This window comes from Corynebacterium sp. ACRQJ (genome assembly GCF_022346045.1).
In the GTDB taxonomy this organism is placed as follows: domain Bacteria; phylum Actinomycetota; class Actinomycetes; order Mycobacteriales; family Mycobacteriaceae; genus Corynebacterium; species Corynebacterium evansiae.
In genome coordinates this window covers 1-16,743 of the sequence record NZ_JAKRMT010000019.1, presented here as the reverse complement: position 1 = coordinate 16,743, position 16,743 = coordinate 1, and the positions used below count along the sequence as shown (strand labels likewise).

The window sequence follows — 16,743 nt, the reverse complement described above, 5'->3', positions numbered from 1 at the left end:
GCCGTGGCTGAGGCTGCAGAGGCTGCTGGGGTCAACGTACAGGCGGCGCAGGCGAATAACGCGCCGATCGGAGTGTTTGATTCGGGCGTGGGTGGGCTGACCGTGGCGCGCGCCATTGTGGACCAGCTACCACACGAGAACCTGGTGTACATCGGGGACACGGCTAACTCTCCATACGGTGATAAGCCTCTGGCGCGGGTGCGCGAGCTATCGATTGGGATTGCGGACACCCTGGCGGAACGCGGCTGCAAGATGATTGTGGTGGCGTGCAACTCTGCCTCGTCGGCGTTTATTCGCGACGCGCGGGAGAGGTATTCCATTCCGGTGGTTGAGGTGATCCTGCCTGCGGTGCGGCGTGCGGCGGCGGCGACCCGCAACGGCAAGATCGGAGTGATCGGCACCCAGGCGACGGTGAGCAGTAGGTCGTATCAGGATCTTTTCGCGGCGATTCCTGGAGTCGAGGCGTATGCGCAGGCCTGCCCGCAGTTCGTGCCCTTTGTGGAGCGTGGCATGACCAGCGGGCGGCAGCTGATGGGGTTGGCGGAGAACTATCTGGCGCCGTTGAAGGCCGAGGGGGTGGATACCGTGGTGCTGGGGTGCACACACTATCCGCTGCTGGCCGGGGTGGTGCAGCTGGTGATGGGGGAGGACGTCACGCTGATTAATAGCGCGGAGGAAACGGCGAAGACTGTTTATCGCACGCTGGCGGAGCAGGGGCTGTTGGCGGATGAAGACCCGGGGCGGGCGGTGGACCTTTCCTTCGAGTCGACGGGTGACCCGCAGAGGTTCGCGAAGCTGGCTGGGAGGTTCCTGGGGCCGGCGATTAGTTCGGTATCACAGATCCCGGAGATGGTTCGCTAACGCTTAGGGTTAACTTATGTGGGACGCCCAGGGGTTTTGCTGTTTTTAGAACTATTGTTCCGGTTGTTTCTGAACCCTGAGTACGGTTAAACTATTCGTGTACTTTTAGGCTGACTGTCGCTTAATGAATCACGTTTTAGCGCGTTCTCAGCCTTTGTAGCTACCTGATCTGTGGAAACTCTAACGGAACGGGTGGGCGCGTTTAAGGTTTTCAGGAAGGACTGAGGAATGAATTCCTCTCAGAACAAGGTTTTAAGGCGGAACGCTCGTAAGGGCGCTGCCGCGCTGTCTGCCATCACGCTCGCACTGGGCTCACTCAGTATCTTTGCCCCCAGCGACTTCGCACCCGAGGCCACCGCCGCAGAACTCTCCGGCGGCATCCGCGACAAGTCCGGCGCGGTAGAGAAGGATGCCCAGAAGGCCTCCGACCTGCCGGCCGGTTCGTGTACTGTCTCGGAGAGCACTGAGAGTGGCAGCCAGGCTGGTTTTAGCTGGAGCACCTCTGAGCCGTCCGCGTCCAGCCCCGACAAGAAAGCCTGGGGCTTGAGCGTCTCCTTCGACAACTCGAAGGACCGCACGTTCGCCGATTGGAGTTTTACCAATAACGGCAGGATGGGTGCGTACCTCGATGCGGCTCAAATTCCCGCTATGAATGCCGGTCAGACCCTTGTTGACAAGGTAGTCACGCACAAAGCCGACGAAATCCTCGGTATTACTGCTTCTGGGCCACAACGACCCCTGAACCTCAATGCGAAGCTGACCGATGCGAAAGTCAAGCAGTTCGCTGAGGCTACTGCTGCGAACCCGGTACGTTACGCCTGGCAGGGTAACTATAAGCAGGACAATCCTGGAGGACCAAGGGCCACCCAGGGAACCAACTCATCCTTTACGGCCGTCGTAAACCCGTGGCCGAGCGAGAACATCGAATGTAACCCGATCACGGTGTCGTGGGAGAACTTCGAGAAGCACGTCATCGTTGCAGGTGCGGAAACCAAGGTCGGTAAGATCAACGTTCCTGCTGTGCAGAATGGTGGCACTGACGACTCTATGTCCCGCATGGTTGTGGAGGCTTACGACGGCAACGGCCAGTTCATCGGCACCACGGACCCAGCGGCCTCCGGTGGCACCAAGAACCTGCGTATCGATGAAGCTACGGGCGATATCTACTTCACCTGGCCTGAGTACCGCGGTACCGACCTGGCAACGGATAAGAACGTGAACTTCTCCGTTCTGGCAAAGCCGCGTACCGTCGACCAGCTCCAGGCTGCTGGTGCGAACAACAATGAGTTTGGCGACTCCAAGGCCTTCGACAGCTCCAACTCGCTGACCCGCTACAACAAGGCGAACGTCATCGACTCGAAGGCGTTCTCCCTGGACGACACCGAGTACCACTCTCCGAAGTACGACAAGACGGACGCGTCGATCATCTCGGGCGTCGATAGCGCTACCGGCCCGCTGGCTACTGAGCCGCAGAAGGTCACCTTTACCCAGACTCCGGATCTGATCAAGGACCTGGCAAAGAAGAAGGGCGACGGCGGCTACGAGGCCAAGGTCGAGCTGGATGAGAAGTACGTCTACGACGGCTGGTCCGTCGAGATGGACGAGAACTACAACGTCACGGTCACCGCTCCGGAGAACCCACGTCCGGGTACCTTCGCGCGCCCGAAGATCACCGTCGAGTACTCCAATGGCTCGACTGATGAGCTTGAACTGCTCGTGGTTGTTGACCCGAACAACACCCAGGTCACCGACTTGGTGCGTCCAGGCTTGACGAAGGGCACCATCGGTGACGACCTCACCGCCCAGGTGGGTACCAAGTCCATTATGAAGGGCTACAAGCCGGTGCACCCGGCCAAGTTCGAGGTCGACCCAGCCACCGTGCCGGACGGCTGGACCGTCACCGTCGATGAGACCGGCAAGGTCACCGCGAAGGCGGATGACACCGTGGCACCGGGCACGATCATCACCCCGAAGATCAAGGCAACCTACCCGGACCAGACCACGGACGAGATCGAGACCCAGTTCCAGGCGATCGTCGATATCAAGATCCCGACCTATGACACGGTCACCAATAAGCCGACTGCCAAGGTCAGCTTGAAGCCGACGCTCCCGGAGCGTGGCCTGAGCGGTAACACGACCGACGAGGCCCCGAAGCGCTACGCCTTCCCGGAGGGCAAGACCGAGTACACCGTCGAGGACGATAGCGGTAAGTGGACTGTCAAGATTGACGAGAACACTGGTGAGATCACCACGACGATTCCGCGGACCGCGCCTGAGGGCTACATCCTGAACGTCCCGGTTCTCGCGTACTACGACAACGCTGACAAGCCGCAGGAAGTCAAGGGCACCGTCGTTGTTCTCAAGAGCGATCACACCCCGACCTACTCCGTGGAGTCGACTGGCCCGAACCAGGCCGTGAACCACCAGGTGCAGGACGCACCGAAAGGCTCGAAGTTCTCCTTCGGCAACGATGAGAACGGCGCCCCGATCACTGAGCAGGAAGTTGACGGCTGGAAGTACACCATCGACCCGAACACCGGTGTCGTATCTTCCACCCCGCCAGCAAACTCCAAGCCGGGCGACAAGAAGACCATCAACGTCACTGTGACCACCCCGGATGGCTCCACCCCGCTGGTGCCAGTCACCACAGTGGTGAAGCTGACCAACAGCTGGGAAGCTGAGCCGGTTGTTCCGTCGCAGACGGTCTACCCGGGTGGTACGGCTACCTCGCCGATTGGCGTCGAAAAGCCTGCAGAGATCAACCTTGCTGCGGACAAGCCGTTCATGATCAACCCGGAGGGCAAGGGCCTTGAGGCCACCGGTGAGAACAACGAATTCGGCAACCCGACCTACAAGGTGAAGACCGCTAACGGCGACTGGATCGTTGGCCTGGACGACAAGGGCAACGTCATCTCGACCGCGCCGGAGACCGCGAAGCCGGGCGATAAGATCGATGTCCCGGTCATCGTGACCTACGAGGACGGCTCGAAGGACAACACGACCGCTACCGTGAACGTCATCGACGTTCCGAAGCGTGAGGTTCCGTTCAAGGTCGAGTACAAGTACGACGACACCATCCCTGCCGGCACCTACAAGGTTGAGACCACGGGTGTTCCTGGCGCGGAGAAGATGAAGAAGGACGGTACCTGGGAACGCACCAAGGAGCCGGTCAACGAGGTCGTCGTCGTCGGCACCAAGCCTGCCGAGAGCGCCAAGGACGTTACGTGGAAGGTGCCAATCCCGTACCCGACTGAGGTTCGCGAGAACCCGGACCTGAAACCTGGTGAAACCCGGGTTGTCCAGGAAGGTGAGAACGGCGAGAAGACCTACACCGCTAAGTTCACCGCCAAGGGCGACGAGGCCGAGGTAGTCGAGGAAGAGACCACTAAGGAACCGGTCAAGCGCATCGTCGAATATGGTCCGGGTCTGGCTCCGAGCGAGCTGGTGACCAAGACCGAGAAGCCGATTCCGTTCGAAACTGAGGTCGAGTTTGATCCCAACCTGCCGGCCGGCGAGAAGGTCGTCGACCAGAAGGGTGAGCTCGGTACTGAGGTGGTGACCTCTACGCAGAAGCTTGTCGACGGTAAGCCCTCCGGCGACCCGACTGTGACCACCGAGCGCACGAAGGAACCGACGACAGAGAAGATCCGCGTCGGAACCAAGACCACCGGTGAGAACACCGAGACCTACAAGGCTGAGGCACCGTACAAGGTCGTCGTAAAGTACGACCCGAATATGCCTGCTGGTGAGTCGAAGGTGACTACCAAGGGTGAGCCGGGTGAGAAGACGGTGACGGTTAAGCGCGACATCGTGAACTCCAAGCCGGGCGATCCGCAGATCACCGAGGAGATCACCAAGCAGCCTGTTGACGAGGTCATTACCGTTGGCACAAAGCCGTCTGAGGCCTCCGAGAAGGTCACCTGGACTGCTCAGGTTCCGTTTGATGTTGAGACCCGTCCGAATCCGGAGTTGAAGCCGGGTGAGATTAAGGTTGTCCAGAAGGGCGTTCCTGGCGAGAAGACTTACACCGCTGACTTCACCGCCAAGGGCGACCAGGCAACGGTCACCCCTGAGGAGAAGCAGACCAAGGACCCAGTCAACGAGATCATCGAGTACGGTCCGGCGGCTGAGGACACCTCCGTGGTGACCAAGGTTGAAAAGCCTGTCCCGTTCGAGACTGAAATCGTCTTTGATGATTCTTTGAAGGCGGGGGAGCAGGTCGTCGACGAGCAGGGCGAGCTCGGTACCGAGATTGTCACCTCTACCCAGAAGATCAAGGACGGTAAGCCGGACGGCGAGCCGACCGTAACCACTGAGCAGACGAAGGCGCCGAAGAACGCCAAGATCCGCGTCGGCACCAAGACGACGGGTGAGGTCACCAAGACCGTTGAGTCTGAGGTTCCGTTCGGTGTGAAGGTCGAGTTTGACCCGAACCTGCCGGCTGGCACCTCTGAGGTTGTCACCGAAGGTAAGCCGGGTAAGAAGACCACCACGGTGACCCAGAAGGTCACTAACTCCCAGCCGGATGGTGAGGCCACCGTTGAGGAGAAGATCACCGAGCAGCCGGTTGACCAGGTCATCAAGGTCGGTACCAAGCCGTCCGAGGCTTCCTCGAAGGTGACGTGGACTGCTCAGGTTCCGTTCGAGGTCGAGACTCGTCCGAACCCGGAGTTGAAGCCGGGTGAGATCAAGGTTGTCCAGAAGGGCGTTCCGGGTGAAAAGACCTATACTGCTGATTTCACCGCTAAGGGTGATCAGGCTACGGCGACCCCGGAGGAGAAGCAGACTAAGGATCCGGTCAAGGAGATCATCGAGTACGGTCCGGCAGCCGAGGACACCACTGTGGTGACCAAGGTTGACAAGCCGGTTCCGTTCGAGACCGAGATTGTCTTTGACGACACCCTGGAGAAGGGCAAGCAGGTCGTCGACCAGCAGGGCGAGCTTGGTAGCGAGACGGTGACCTCTACTCAGAAGATCAAGGACGGCAAGCCAGACGGCGATCCGACTGTGACGACTGAGCGCACCAAGGAACCAACCAAGCGCATCATCCGCGTGGGGACCTACGACCCGGCACCGTCTGTGGAGCCGAAGCAGGTTGAGCTTCCGTTCACCACGAAGATTATCTACGACGAATCTCTTGAACCTGGCCAGGAGGTCGTGGATCAGGAAGGCGAAAACGGAATCCTCGAGGTGACCGTTGAAAACGGTCAGCCTTCGGTGAAGACCGTCAAGGAGCCTGTCGAGAAGATCGTGCGTGTTGGCACCAAGCCAGCCGAGGGGGTCGAGTGGACTGAGGAGATTGCATTCGAGGTCGAGGTTGTTGAGGATCCTGACCTCGAAGCCGGAAAGGTCGAGACGGTTCAGCAAGGCAAGCCGGGCGAACGTGTTCACAACACTGACGGCACGACCGAAGTTCGTGTCGAGCCGGTGAAGCACATCATCAAGGTGGGCACCAAGTGCAACTGCGAGGACCCGAAGGATCCGGAGAACCCGAACAACCCTGAGGACCCGAAGGATCCGGAGAACCCGAACAACCCAGAGGACCCGAAGGATCCGGAGAACCCGAACAACCCAGAGGACCCGAAGCCGGAAGATCCTAAGCCGGAGGACCCGAAGGATCCGAACGAGCCTGGCGGTTCCACTGGTTCGGTAACCCCGAAGCCGAGCCTGCCTGGCATCATCGGTTCCCTGGGAATCGGCGGGGCTATCGTGGGCAGCGGATCTCACGGTTCCACCCCGAAGCCGGATCCTAAGCAGCCGGGCAAGCCGGGTACTCCGAACAAGCCGGACTCCAAGCAGCCAGGCAAGCCAGGTAAGCCGGGCAACGCGGACAAGCCGGGCACCCCTGGCAAGTCCAGCACCCCGAGCCAGCCGGGCTCCAAGGGCGGCACGTCCACCGGCAGCTCCGCAAGCAGCGGCAGCTCCAGCTCTCAGAAGCAGGTTGATAGCCCGCGGATGAGCACCCTGGCCTCCACCGGCGCAAACGTGCTCGGCGTGTTCGCAGTCGGCCTGGCACTGATCATCGGCGCTATCCCGCTGCTGCGCCGCCGCCGCGAAGAAGGCGAGGCCTAACCGCCACTAGCGTTCAGCGCTAGCGCCTAGCGGACCAGCCAGTCCTGGCTAGTCCTGCGAAAGAAAGGGCGACCACCAACACAACGGTGGTCGCCCTTTCGCACATTTGCCACCGCTTCGTGGCAGAATGACAACTTATGGAACTGGTAGTGCTGGGATGCTCCGGAAGCGTCGAAGGACCCGATAGCGCCGCATCGGGATACATCGTCCGCGACACAACCACGGCCACCCCCGACCTCCTCCTCGACTGCGGCCCCGGCGTACTCAGCGCCATGCAACGCGCCGAAGACATCGACCCCTCCGCCTGCCACGTCGCCTTCAGCCACATGCACGCCGACCACTGCCTAGACTTCCCCTCACTCCTCGTCTGGCGCCGATTCCACCCCACAGCCTCCTCCACCCAACGCCACCTACTACTCGGCCCAGCCATCGCCCACCGCCACCTCGCCGCCGCCGGAGCCGACGCACCCGAGCGCCCCGACGACTTCACCGACACCTTCGACATCAACGTCTACAAGGTAGGCGAGGGTCTTTTTGACGCCACCACGTACCCAGCCCACCCCATCGGCCCATTCACCCTCTACGCCGCCACCGCCGTACACCCCACAGAGGCCTACCTGTTGCGCGTGGAAGACAACGCAGGTAACTCCCTGGTGTACTCCGGGGACACTGCCTGGACCGACAACCTGGCCCACATCGCAGCGGGCGCAGACGTATTCCTCTGCGAAGCCACCTGGGGCGAAAATGCAGAAGGCCAGCCCAGCGGCATGCATATCTCCGGCGAAGACGCAGGCCGTGCAGCACAGGCAGCGGGTGTGGGCAAGCTCGTTCTCACCCACATCCCACCGTGGGGCGACGCAGACGCAGCGGTCCGTGGCGCGGCCCGCCACTACGACGGCGAGATCCTCGTCGCCCGCCCCGGCATGCGCATAACCGTCGGCGGGTAGCCCGTCCGGGGCGACTAGTAAACTTAAGCCCCATGACGGAAACAAACGTAGAAAACACCTCCAACGCAGGCAGCAACTTCACCCGCGCTGACGGGCGCGCCACCAATGAGCTGCGCCCGGTGCGCATCACCCGCGGATTCACCAGCAACCCCGCAGGCAGCGTACTGGTGGAATTCGGTAACACCCGAGTCATGTGCACCGCCAGTGTGGAAGAAGGCGTGCCGCGCTTCAAGAAGGATTCCGGCGAAGGGTGGCTGACCGCCGAGTACGCGATGCTGCCGGCCTCCACCCACGAGCGCATGCCGCGCGAATCCATGAAGGGCAAGGTCAAGGGACGTACCCAGGAGATCTCCCGCCTCGTCGGCCGCGCGCTGCGCGCCGCCGTGGACCTGAAGGAACTGGGGGAGAACACCGTCAACATCGACTGCGACGTTCTGCAGGCCGACGGTGGCACTCGCACCGCAGCCATCACCGGCGCCTACGTGGCCCTGGCTGATGCGCTGGCCGTGCTGCAAGCTAGGGGCGTCGTACCAGGGCAACCGCTACGAGCACCCGTCGCCGCAGTATCCGTGGGCATCATCGACGGAGTGCCGTGCCTCGACCTGCCGTATGAAGAAGACTCGCGGGCGGATGTGGACATGAACGTGGCGATGACGGCCGAGGGGCGCTTCGTGGAAATCCAGGGCACCGGCGAGAACGCGGAGTTCACTCGCGAGGAACTGAACACCCTGATGGACCTGGCCGAGGGCGGCCTGCGTGAGCTCATTGAGGCACAGCGGGCAGCGCTGGCGCAGGAACTCTAGAGCAGCAGAAGCAAACGCGACAAGAGAAGGGGAGTAGCACCGTGCGGGTACTGGTGGCATCAAGGAACAAGAAGAAGCTGGCGGAGCTAAACCGCATGCTCGAAGCGGCGAACGTGACCGGCATCGAGCTCGTCGGACTGGGGGACGTGCCGGAATACCCGGAGACCCCGGAGACCGGCGCGACGTTCGTGGACAACGCGCGGATTAAGACCAACGACGGCGTGCGCCACACCGGCCTGCCGACGATCGCCGATGATTCCGGGCTGGCCGTCGACGCGCTGAACGGCATGCCGGGTGTACTGAGCGCCCGGTGGTCCGGCGGCCACGGCGACGACAAGGTCAACAACGACCTGTTGCTGGCGCAGATGGGTGACGTGCCGGACGAGCGACGCGGGGCGCACTTCGTATCCTCCTGCGTGCTGCAGCTGCCCGCCGAAGTGGCGGCGGAGCGCGGCATGGAGACCGAGTATGCAGTGGAAGGGCGCTGGTATGGCCGAGTACTGCGCGCCGAGCAGGGCGAGGGTGGCTTCGGCTATGACCCCCTGTTCGCCCCTGACGAGCTACCGGAAGGCCAGGAAGAACAGCTGGCAGGCAAGTCCGCAGGCGAGCTGACGGCGGAGCAGAAGGATGCCGTTTCCCACCGTGGCAAGGCCCTGCGCCAGCTGGTGGAGATCCTGGCGCAACTGGCGGACTAAAGCCCCACAAGAGGCCGAAGAAGCCGCGGGCCAGTGCGCCGCAGGCCTTGGCGCCGGGTGCGTGCAACCCACGTATGATGGGACTCGTTACAAACACCAAAGATCAAGAGCATGTAGCAGAAAGGATCCCCCGCGTGACCGCCCCCGGCACAGACAGCGACCAGGCCACTTTTAGCCCCACAAGCCCCAGCGGCATCGTGGCCGGATCGCAGGCCGACCTCAGCTGGATGGAGGACGTGTACAAGTTCTTCCACCAGCACCCCGAACTCTCGGGGGCGGAGGAAGTCACCGCGCAGCGGATCGCCAAGGAGCTGGAGAACTTCCCGGACTGGGAAGTCACCACGAACATCGGCGGTTATGGCATCACCGCCGTGTTGGAAAACGGCGACGGGCCGACAGTGCTGATGCGCGCCGACTTCGACGGCCTGCCCGTCGCGGAGAAAACCGGCGTGGACTACGCCTCTACCTACTCGCAGCTCAACGCATCCGGTGAGCGTGTGGCAACGATGCACGCCTGCGGCCACGACCAGCACACCACCAGCCTGCTGGGAGCCATGCGCATCCTGACCGAAGAGCGCGCCCGCTGGACCGGCACGGTGGTGGCACTGTTCCAGCCGGCCGAAGAGGCGTCCATCGGCGCGCACAAAATGGTCTCCGACGGTTTGGGCGGCATCATCCCCCGCCCCGACGTCTGCCTGGCGCAACACATCGTCGCCGGCCCGGCGGGCCAGGTGTACTCCGCGCCCGGCCCGGTGATGACGTCTTCCACCACCATTGAAATCACCCTCCACGGCCGCGGCGCGCACGCCTCCATGCCGCACCGTTCTGTAGACCCGGTGGTGCTGGCGGCCTCGACGGTGATGAAGCTGCAGACGATCGTCTCCCGCGAAGTCCCGCCGAATAAATTCGCGGTGATTACCGTCGCCTCGGTGGAGGCCGGCAAGGCGAACAACGTGATCCCGGACTCCGCGAAGATCTCCCTATCCTGCCGCTTCTACGACGAAGAACTGCGCCAGAAGTGCGTGGATGCCATCAAGCGCGTGGTACGCGCCGAGGCGTTGGCCGCGGGCGCCGATCGCGAGCCGGACTTCAAGTTCGTTGGTTTGCTGGGCGCTACCGACAACGCCCCGGAGGTCTACGACGTTGTCCGCCCCCACTTCGATCACACCTTCGGCGAGGACTCCCTAGAGATGGAGCCCTGGACCGCCTCCGAGGACTTCTCCGTGATCCCGAAGTCCTTCGGCTGCCCCTACATGCTCTGGACCATCGGCATTACCCCGCGCCGCCAGTGGCAGCGCGCCGAATCCGCCGGGCGGTTGGACATCGACATCCCCACCAACCACAACCCGGGCTTCCTGCCGGACCTTTCAACCCTGCAGGTCTCCACGCGCGCGGCGGCCGTAGCGATCCTGGCCTGCCTGCAGTCTAAGTGGGAGAAGCCGGAGGTCGAGCCGCACGCGATGGGCGCGCCCGTGCCGACCGACGAGGAGATCGACGCAGTCGCCGTGGAGACCTCGCTGGTCGAGTAGCCGCGACGCTAGTCCAGCTGGAAGGCGGCCTTAACCTCGTCGCGGCGCTTCTTCTCCACCACGAAGCTCAAGAAAGGCACCACACCCGCCAGCATCGTGGTCACCCACTTCGACGGCTCCCACCGCGCCTTCGTGCCCAGATCCAGGCAGGAAATCACGTACACCATAAACACCAAGCCGTGCGCCGGGCCGATGTAGCTAAACCACTCCGGCGCGTTCTCGCTGCCCAGGATCAGATACTTAACAATCATCTCCACCAGCAGAATCAGCAGCCAAATACCGGTCACCACCGCCGCCACGGAGTAAAACTTCAGCGACTTCGCCACACGCGCCCGGCGCTCCGGGTGGATCGCAGGGGTCTGCTCGTTGGTCATTGCTTAGTGCCCTTTCTGGTCGTTGTTCTCGCGCTCTTTATCTTTGGACGCCCTCATCCGCGCCCGCTCGCGCCTATCATCTACCCAAATATCCTCAGTCTCTCCAGTCTCTCCAGCCTGCTCTCCGGCCCGCAGGAAGTCTTCCGGAACCTCGGTGATTTCATCAGTCGGCTGGGTGGGAGCGGCCGGGGCTTCGTCTCCCAGTAGGCGCTCCTTTTCGTACTGGATGTACTTGCGGTACGCCACAACGAAGAAGATGCCGAAGATCGGCCACTGGATGGCGTAGCCCAAGTTCTGGAAGCTACCGCCGTTGGACTGCCAGCGATCCCACTGCCACCACGCCAGCAGGAGGGTGGCGATGACCGCCAGGATGAGGAAGATGATTTGGATGATGCGAACGCGCAGCGGAAACGGGTGGGCGGGTGCCTTGCCGTCATTGTCTGAGTGTTCGTTCACACTGCAACATTCTACCTGTACTGCCTGTTCCGCCTAATTTCTTTTCACGCCGGATCGCTTGCTAGCATGAAGGGGGAAACGCGGTTGTCCGCGTTCTTTTTGCGCCTGTGGCGGAATTGGCAGACGCGCTGGATTTAGGTTCCAGTGTCTTATGACGTGGGAGTTCAAGTCTCCCCAGGCGCACAAAATTCTTCAGCCCCGCAGCACAGCCCGCCTGTGTCGCGGGGCTGTGTGCTGTGCGGCGTGTGCATGCGCACGCGCGGGCACTACAGCTCCTTGGCGATGCGTGCGACGTGGCCAGTGGCCTTCACGTTGTACTTCGCCACGGCGATCTTGCCTTCCTCGTCAATAACGAACGTGGAGCGGATCACGCCCTGGACGACCCTCCCGTAGTTCTTCTTCTCCCCAAATGCGCCATAGCTCTCCATGACGGACTTGTCGGCGTCCGAAAGAAGGGGGAAGGTCAGTTCGTACTTATCGCGGAACTTCTCCAGAGCCTCCACCTTGTCGGGAGAGATACCGACCACGTCCACGCCCTGACCGTTGAGCTCGGTGAGGGAATCGCGGAAATCGCAGGCCTCGGTGGTGCAGCCGGGAGTATCGGCCTTGGGGTAGAAGTACACGATGACCTTGCGGCCCGCGTAGTCCGCCAGGCTTACGTCCTTGCCGGAATCGCTGGGCAGGTTGAACTCCGGAGCCTTGTCTCCGACCTCAAGTCGGATGGGCTGGTTTGCGGTGGTGTTGCTGTTATCAGTCATGCATTCCACCCTAGCGAAAGCGCCGGAGGGTGCGATCATTTACAATGTTCAGGTAGCACTTAAACGTTCGAATAAGGGAGAAACTTCCGTGGCCCGTAGCATCGATGCCATCCAGCGCGACATTGAACGCACCCGCAACCAGCTGGGACGGACGCTGGAGGAGCTGTCCGTCCGTGCGGATCCGAAGAACCTGGCGGATGACGCTCGCGGCCAGGCCGTGAACACCCTCAAGGAGCCGAAGGTGCAGATGGTCATCGGCGGCGTAGTCGCCGGTGTTGTACTGCTTACCGCCCTGGCCGTTGGTTCCAAGCGCAAGGAAAAGAAGCAGATCAAGGAAATCCAGCGCCTGCTGGCCGCAACCCGCTAAGCGGGTAGCATTGCCCGACTCAGACTCACTGCCTGGCGAAACCATACGCAGCGCCAGGCCGGGCGGGTTCACACTACCCAGCCCTGCGAAGCTGGCCACTCTGGCTCTGCTGACCGTTCTGTCGATCGCCGCAGGCTTCGCCTGCGAAGCGGCGGGAGTCCCCGCCGCCTGGATCTTTTCCTTCCTGATCGTCTTCGGCGTCTACGCCATCTTCAGCGACCGCCAGGTCAGCCCGCCTAAAAAGGCGATGATCCCCTCCCAGGTGATCATCGCCCTTTTGTGTTCCTCGCCCCTGACTACCATCGATTTCGGCACCATCGTCTCTTATGCCGGGCCGACGGCCATGTCGTTGATCGTCACGCTGGCGGTGTGCCTGCTGGCCTCCTGGCTGCTGGTGCGCATCCACCGGGTCGGTCCGGCCACGTCGGTGCTGGCCACGCTCGCTGGCGGCGCCAGCGCGATGGTGATGCTCTCCCGAGAGCTCAATGCGGACACGCGCTTTGTCACCCTCACCCAGTACCTGCGCGTATCCATCATCGTCCTCACACTTCCCGGGCTGGTCACACTGCTCGGCCGCGTTGAGGGCGACGAGGCAGATGCGGCCGAGGGGGCGTCAACAGGAAAAGAAAGCCTCCTTGACGGCCTGCAGACGAACTGGCAGGGCGTGGTAGGCGCGGTGGTCGTGGGGCTGGCCGTGTGGGCGTTTACGCGGGCGACGGCGCGGTGGTTCAGCATCAGCTCGCCGTACCTGCTGCTGAGTATCGCGTTCGCCATGATCGGCGTGATGGTGTTCAACGTGCCGCACGAGTTCATCGCGCCGAACGGGTTGCTGGAAAAGCTGTCCTACGCACTCATCGGTGTGCAGGCCGGCGGCACCCTCACGAAGGGCGCGCTGCGACAATTCGTGAAGGCCCTGCCAGTGATCCTGGGCGTGATTGCCCTGATGATCGCCAGCTCGATCGGCACTGCCTTCGCCATCGCGGGCCTGTGGGACTTTAAGGTTCTGGACGCCTACCTCGCCACCGTGCCGGGCGGTATCTACGCAGTTTTGGCATTTGCACACGACGCTGGCAGCCAGCCGATCGTCACTGTCATTCAAGTGATGCGCATGATCGCCATGCTGGTGGTGGGCGCTTACGCGCCGCAGATCATCCGGTGGGTGTTCGGCGCGGGCGCGGCCGACGGGCGGCCGGAGCCGCGCGAAACGCAGCGCTAGCGTGCTGCGATAGGGGAGCAGGTCTGATGGCCTAGTGGTTAGGGCTGGGCGGGGGAGAGTGAGGCGGCGTCCGCAAGAATCTCCATCGACCGCAGCGACTCGGCCGTCGACGGCGACTGCAGAGACACCATGAGCTCGTCGGCTTGAGCGTGCGTGCGGAACTCCTCCAGGTAACGGCGGACAACATCGCCCGTGCCGACAGCGGAGTAACGCAACATATCCAGGATTTGCTGGCCGGCAGGGGAATCGATGAGCATGTCCAGCTCCTCCTCCGTGAGGCTGCGGCCGCGGCCGGCCATGACGCGAACGCGGGTGCGGCAGACCTGGCGGAACTGCTCTTCGGCTTCCTCCTGTGTGTCTGCGGCGGTGACGTTGACCGCGGCGATGACGTAGGGCTCCGGGTGGCGCTCCGAGGGCTTGTAGTTATCGCGGTACACCTGCACTGCCTGAGTGAGGGCGGCGGGGGCGAAGTGGCTGGCGAAGCTGTACGGCAGGCCCAGGTGCGCGGCCAGCTGCGCGCCGAACAGAGAGGAGCCGAGGATGTACAGAGGCACCTTGGTGCCCATGCCTGGCACGGCCTCCACGCCGGGGATCTTCGACGGGCCGTTGAGGTAGCCGTAGAGCTCGGCAACATCCTGCGGGAAGGTCTCCGCGGCGGACGGCTCGCGGCGCAGGGCGCGCAAGGTCATCTGGTCGGTGCCGGGCGCGCGGCCGAGGCCCAGGTCAATGCGGCCCGGATACAGCTCCGCGAGAGTGCCGAACTGCTCGGCGATGACCAGCGGGGCGTGGTTCGGGAGCATGACGCCACCCGCGCCCAGGTTGATAGTGGAAGTCTTCGCCGCGATGTGAGCGATGAGGACCGCGGGGGCGGAGCTGGCGATGGACTTCATGTTGTGGTGCTCGGAGTACCAGATGCGCTCGAATCCGAGCTTTTCGGCCTGCTGGGCCCACTGGACGGAACGGTCGAAGGCGTCCGCGGGGCGTTCGCCCTTGAAGACGGTGGCGAAGTCGAGGAGGCTCAGCGGGGCGAGGGAGTGGGCCGGGGTTTCACCGTGCGCTGGGGTTTCGGCGTGCACTGAGTTTGCCTTGCTGGCCGGGGAGTTTCCGCTTGCCGGGGTGCTGCCGTTCGCCTGGGAGCTTCCGTTCGCCGTCGTGTCCGTCATGGTGGGGTTGATGCCTCCTGTTTGGGGTTTGCGGGCCTGCACTGCTTTCGGCGCTGAGTGACTTACGTTGTCGGTGCGCTTGCGTTCTTAACTAACGACAACCGCGCTGACAGGGCGAATATTCCCGTTGGGGGAGGAGTACATATTCCGGTTGGGTGGGGAGGGAGAGAGAAACGGCGCGAGCGGGTCGATTCCGGCGGAAACTACCCCGCAGCGGCCGACGACTGCCTGGCAAAAGAAGGCAAATGTCCCAAATCTTCCACTCTACTTTTATAACCATTCTGTTTGTGCTGGTCAGGGGCTTTTGACGGAATCGTCAAGTTGCCCAGAATCTCGAAAGTGGAAGATTTGGGACATTCGGCTCTTTAACCGTTTCCATAGCGGATACCGGGCAGGTGGCTTCACTTTGTACCCTTGCTGTTCCAAGAGCTTGATGGCAAGGTCCGGGTTCTTGCGGTTCACGGTCTCCGCCTGTTTTGACAGGTATCGGTTTCTGCCTCGTGCTATGTGCTGTTGCCAACCGTCATGCGTCGGCGCATTGAATTCGTTGGCAAGAAGCTCAATCACATCTTCAAAGCAGACGCGAAAACGCTCATCTCCCATCGGATAATGAATATCTTGCTGTTGAGCCGCGGCATCATACCTTCCTGCTCTAGCAAGTAAGAGGCCAAGGGGGACTGAGTCGGAATGAAACTGGAAGTGGCTGGCAGGCTTGTTACGAGAATTTCTGTCGTACTCGAAGCGAACTACCGGGCGATACTTTTGGCCAGACTGGTACTGAACTTTGAAGGTGCTTGACTCTATCGCCAGATGTTTCTTTGTTGAATTAGTGCATAGGCGAAATTCGCAGGCTAACTGCAGCTTCTTACTGTTTGAGCGGCCAATCTCAAGCTGCTTCGAACGTTTGATTACCGCCCTGAGTTTTTCCTCGTTGATCTCGAAAGTATTAGCCGTGATCTCCCCTACGAGGGTCACGTCGAGGAGAGTAGCGATTTCTTGCGCGAACTCCGTGGCTTGTTCCTCGAAAGTCGCGCGATCCAATGTGATTAGCCTTCAATCAGCCAAGTGAGGGACTCGTAGCGATCTAAAAGGTCAGCCTCTTTGACGTCGAGCGCATCTGCTGCGCGAAGGCGACGTAGGCCATCCACGCCGAGGGGACCCATCTGCTTCACAACCTTGGTACGTTCAGCACGCAGCTCGGCGCTGGTATGGGTGCGCGGAGTTAATGGCGTGGCCATGATCTCTCCAATCGTTGTGTGCGAACGGTGTATCTGAAGTATATAACGCAGAGGCGACAACAGGGCGCGGCCGTTGAAGCCGATGAAGTCAAAGCAAAACCCTCGCCCGTTGGATAAGATTCCAAGCGAACGAGGGTTGAAATGTGGGCTATCAGGGACTCGAACCCCGCGTGGCCACCCACCATGACCAGCCCAAACACCACGAAAACTAGAAATTTGACGACAAACTGACGACGCCAGAAAAACTTTCATCCATCCGACCAC

Annotated in this window: 14 protein-coding genes and 1 tRNA gene; 9 read left to right on the top strand and 6 right to left on the bottom strand. The window is 61.8% G+C overall.

Translation table 11 applies throughout. The annotated features are described in order from the left end of the window. Nucleotides 1-3 precede the first annotated feature (3 nt). From murI to MHX52_RS09035, 6 genes are all read left to right on the top strand, one after another. Complete coding sequence (murI, locus tag MHX52_RS09060) at nt 4-861, top strand: glutamate racemase (protein ID WP_035005195.1); 858 nt, start codon at nt 4-6, stop codon at nt 859-861. Between the two features lie 228 nt (nt 862-1,089). Further along, nucleotides 1,090-6,933 carry a G5 domain-containing protein gene (locus MHX52_RS09055; protein WP_239317820.1) on the top strand — a complete coding sequence of 1,948 codons (5,844 nt, stop codon included), beginning with the start codon at nt 1,090-1,092 and terminating at the stop codon, nt 6,931-6,933. 137 nt (nt 6,934-7,070) lie between these two features. Beyond that, on the top strand, nt 7,071-7,880 hold the full coding sequence (locus MHX52_RS09050; RefSeq protein WP_192816664.1) for an MBL fold metallo-hydrolase: 810 nt from the start codon (nt 7,071-7,073) through the stop codon (nt 7,878-7,880). 32 nt (nt 7,881-7,912) lie between these two features. Further along, entirely contained in the window at nt 7,913-8,683 is a 771-nt protein-coding gene (gene rph, locus MHX52_RS09045; protein ID WP_035009153.1) for a ribonuclease PH, read from the top strand. A 41-nt stretch (nt 8,684-8,724) separates the two neighbouring features. Next, entirely contained in the window at nt 8,725-9,378 is a 654-nt protein-coding gene (locus MHX52_RS09040; RefSeq protein ID WP_239317819.1) for a non-canonical purine NTP pyrophosphatase, read from the top strand. A 134-nt stretch (nt 9,379-9,512) separates the two neighbouring features. Continuing rightward, nucleotides 9,513-10,907 carry an amidohydrolase gene (locus MHX52_RS09035; protein ID WP_239317818.1) on the top strand — a complete coding sequence of 465 codons (1,395 nt, stop codon included), beginning with the start codon at nt 9,513-9,515 and terminating at the stop codon, nt 10,905-10,907. A gap of 8 nt (nt 10,908-10,915) precedes the next feature. On the opposite strand, the gene MHX52_RS09030 is transcribed toward MHX52_RS09035, so the two are convergent. Both MHX52_RS09030 and MHX52_RS09025 read right to left on the bottom strand, forming a co-directional pair. Continuing rightward, nucleotides 10,916-11,281: a DUF3817 domain-containing protein gene (locus tag MHX52_RS09030; protein ID WP_239317816.1), complete on the bottom strand. Its 366-nt coding sequence runs from the start codon at nt 11,279-11,281 to the stop codon at nt 10,916-10,918. A gap of 3 nt (nt 11,282-11,284) precedes the next feature. Continuing rightward, nucleotides 11,285-11,737, bottom strand: a complete 453-nt coding sequence (locus MHX52_RS09025; protein ID WP_035005378.1) for a hypothetical protein — start codon at nt 11,735-11,737, stop codon at nt 11,285-11,287. Nucleotides 11,738-11,838: 101 nt separating this feature from the next. Between MHX52_RS09025 and MHX52_RS09020 the strand changes: the two genes are divergently transcribed. After that, nucleotides 11,839-11,920, top strand: a tRNA-Leu gene (locus MHX52_RS09020). A gap of 83 nt (nt 11,921-12,003) precedes the next feature. Here MHX52_RS09020 and bcp read toward each other — a convergent pair. Then, nucleotides 12,004-12,495 (bottom strand): thioredoxin-dependent thiol peroxidase, encoded by a 492-nt coding sequence (gene bcp, locus MHX52_RS09015; protein ID WP_035005377.1) that lies wholly within the window; start codon nt 12,493-12,495, stop codon nt 12,004-12,006. 88 nt (nt 12,496-12,583) lie between these two features. Here bcp and MHX52_RS09010 point away from each other — a divergent pair, with 88 nt between their 5' ends. Together MHX52_RS09010 and MHX52_RS09005 are read left to right on the top strand one after the other, a co-directional pair. After that, the gene (locus tag MHX52_RS09010; RefSeq protein ID WP_011273177.1) at nt 12,584-12,862 is read left to right on the top strand and encodes a DUF3618 domain-containing protein; all 279 of its coding nucleotides are present in this window, start codon (nt 12,584-12,586) and stop codon (nt 12,860-12,862) included. 10 nt (nt 12,863-12,872) lie between these two features. Then, entirely contained in the window at nt 12,873-14,078 is a 1,206-nt protein-coding gene (locus MHX52_RS09005; RefSeq protein ID WP_051901704.1) for an AbrB family transcriptional regulator, read from the top strand. Between the two features lie 38 nt (nt 14,079-14,116). On the opposite strand, the gene MHX52_RS09000 is transcribed toward MHX52_RS09005, so the two are convergent. The 3 genes from MHX52_RS09000 to MHX52_RS08990 form a co-directional block, all read right to left on the bottom strand. Then, nucleotides 14,117-15,241, bottom strand: coding sequence for an LLM class flavin-dependent oxidoreductase (locus MHX52_RS09000; protein ID WP_239317814.1), 1,125 nt, complete (start codon nt 15,239-15,241; stop codon nt 14,117-14,119). Nucleotides 15,242-15,535: 294 nt separating this feature from the next. Next, nucleotides 15,536-16,282, bottom strand: a complete 747-nt coding sequence (locus MHX52_RS08995; RefSeq protein WP_051901703.1) for a hypothetical protein — start codon at nt 16,280-16,282, stop codon at nt 15,536-15,538. Between the two features lie 5 nt (nt 16,283-16,287). After that, the coding region (locus MHX52_RS08990; RefSeq protein ID WP_239317812.1) for a hypothetical protein at nt 16,288-16,743 on the bottom strand (456 nt) is incomplete at its 5' end.

What these genes read in the sequence shown, in the direction of transcription:
- MHX52_RS09055 (WP_239317820.1), top strand. Translation starts at nt 1,090, where the DNA reads ATGAATTCCTCTCAGAACAAGGTTTTAAGGCGGAACGCTCGTAAGGGC.
- MHX52_RS09050 (WP_192816664.1), top strand. Translation starts at nt 7,071, where the DNA reads ATGGAACTGGTAGTGCTGGGATGCTCCGGAAGCGTCGAAGGACCCGAT.
- rph (WP_035009153.1), top strand. Translation starts at nt 7,913, where the DNA reads ATGACGGAAACAAACGTAGAAAACACCTCCAACGCAGGCAGCAACTTC.
- MHX52_RS09030 (WP_239317816.1), bottom strand. Translation starts at nt 11,281, where the DNA reads ATGACCAACGAGCAGACCCCTGCGATCCACCCGGAGCGCCGGGCGCGT.
- bcp (WP_035005377.1), bottom strand. Translation starts at nt 12,495, where the DNA reads ATGACTGATAACAGCAACACCACCGCAAACCAGCCCATCCGACTTGAG.
- MHX52_RS09000 (WP_239317814.1), bottom strand. Translation starts at nt 15,241, where the DNA reads ATGACGGACACGACGGCGAACGGAAGCTCCCAGGCGAACGGCAGCACC.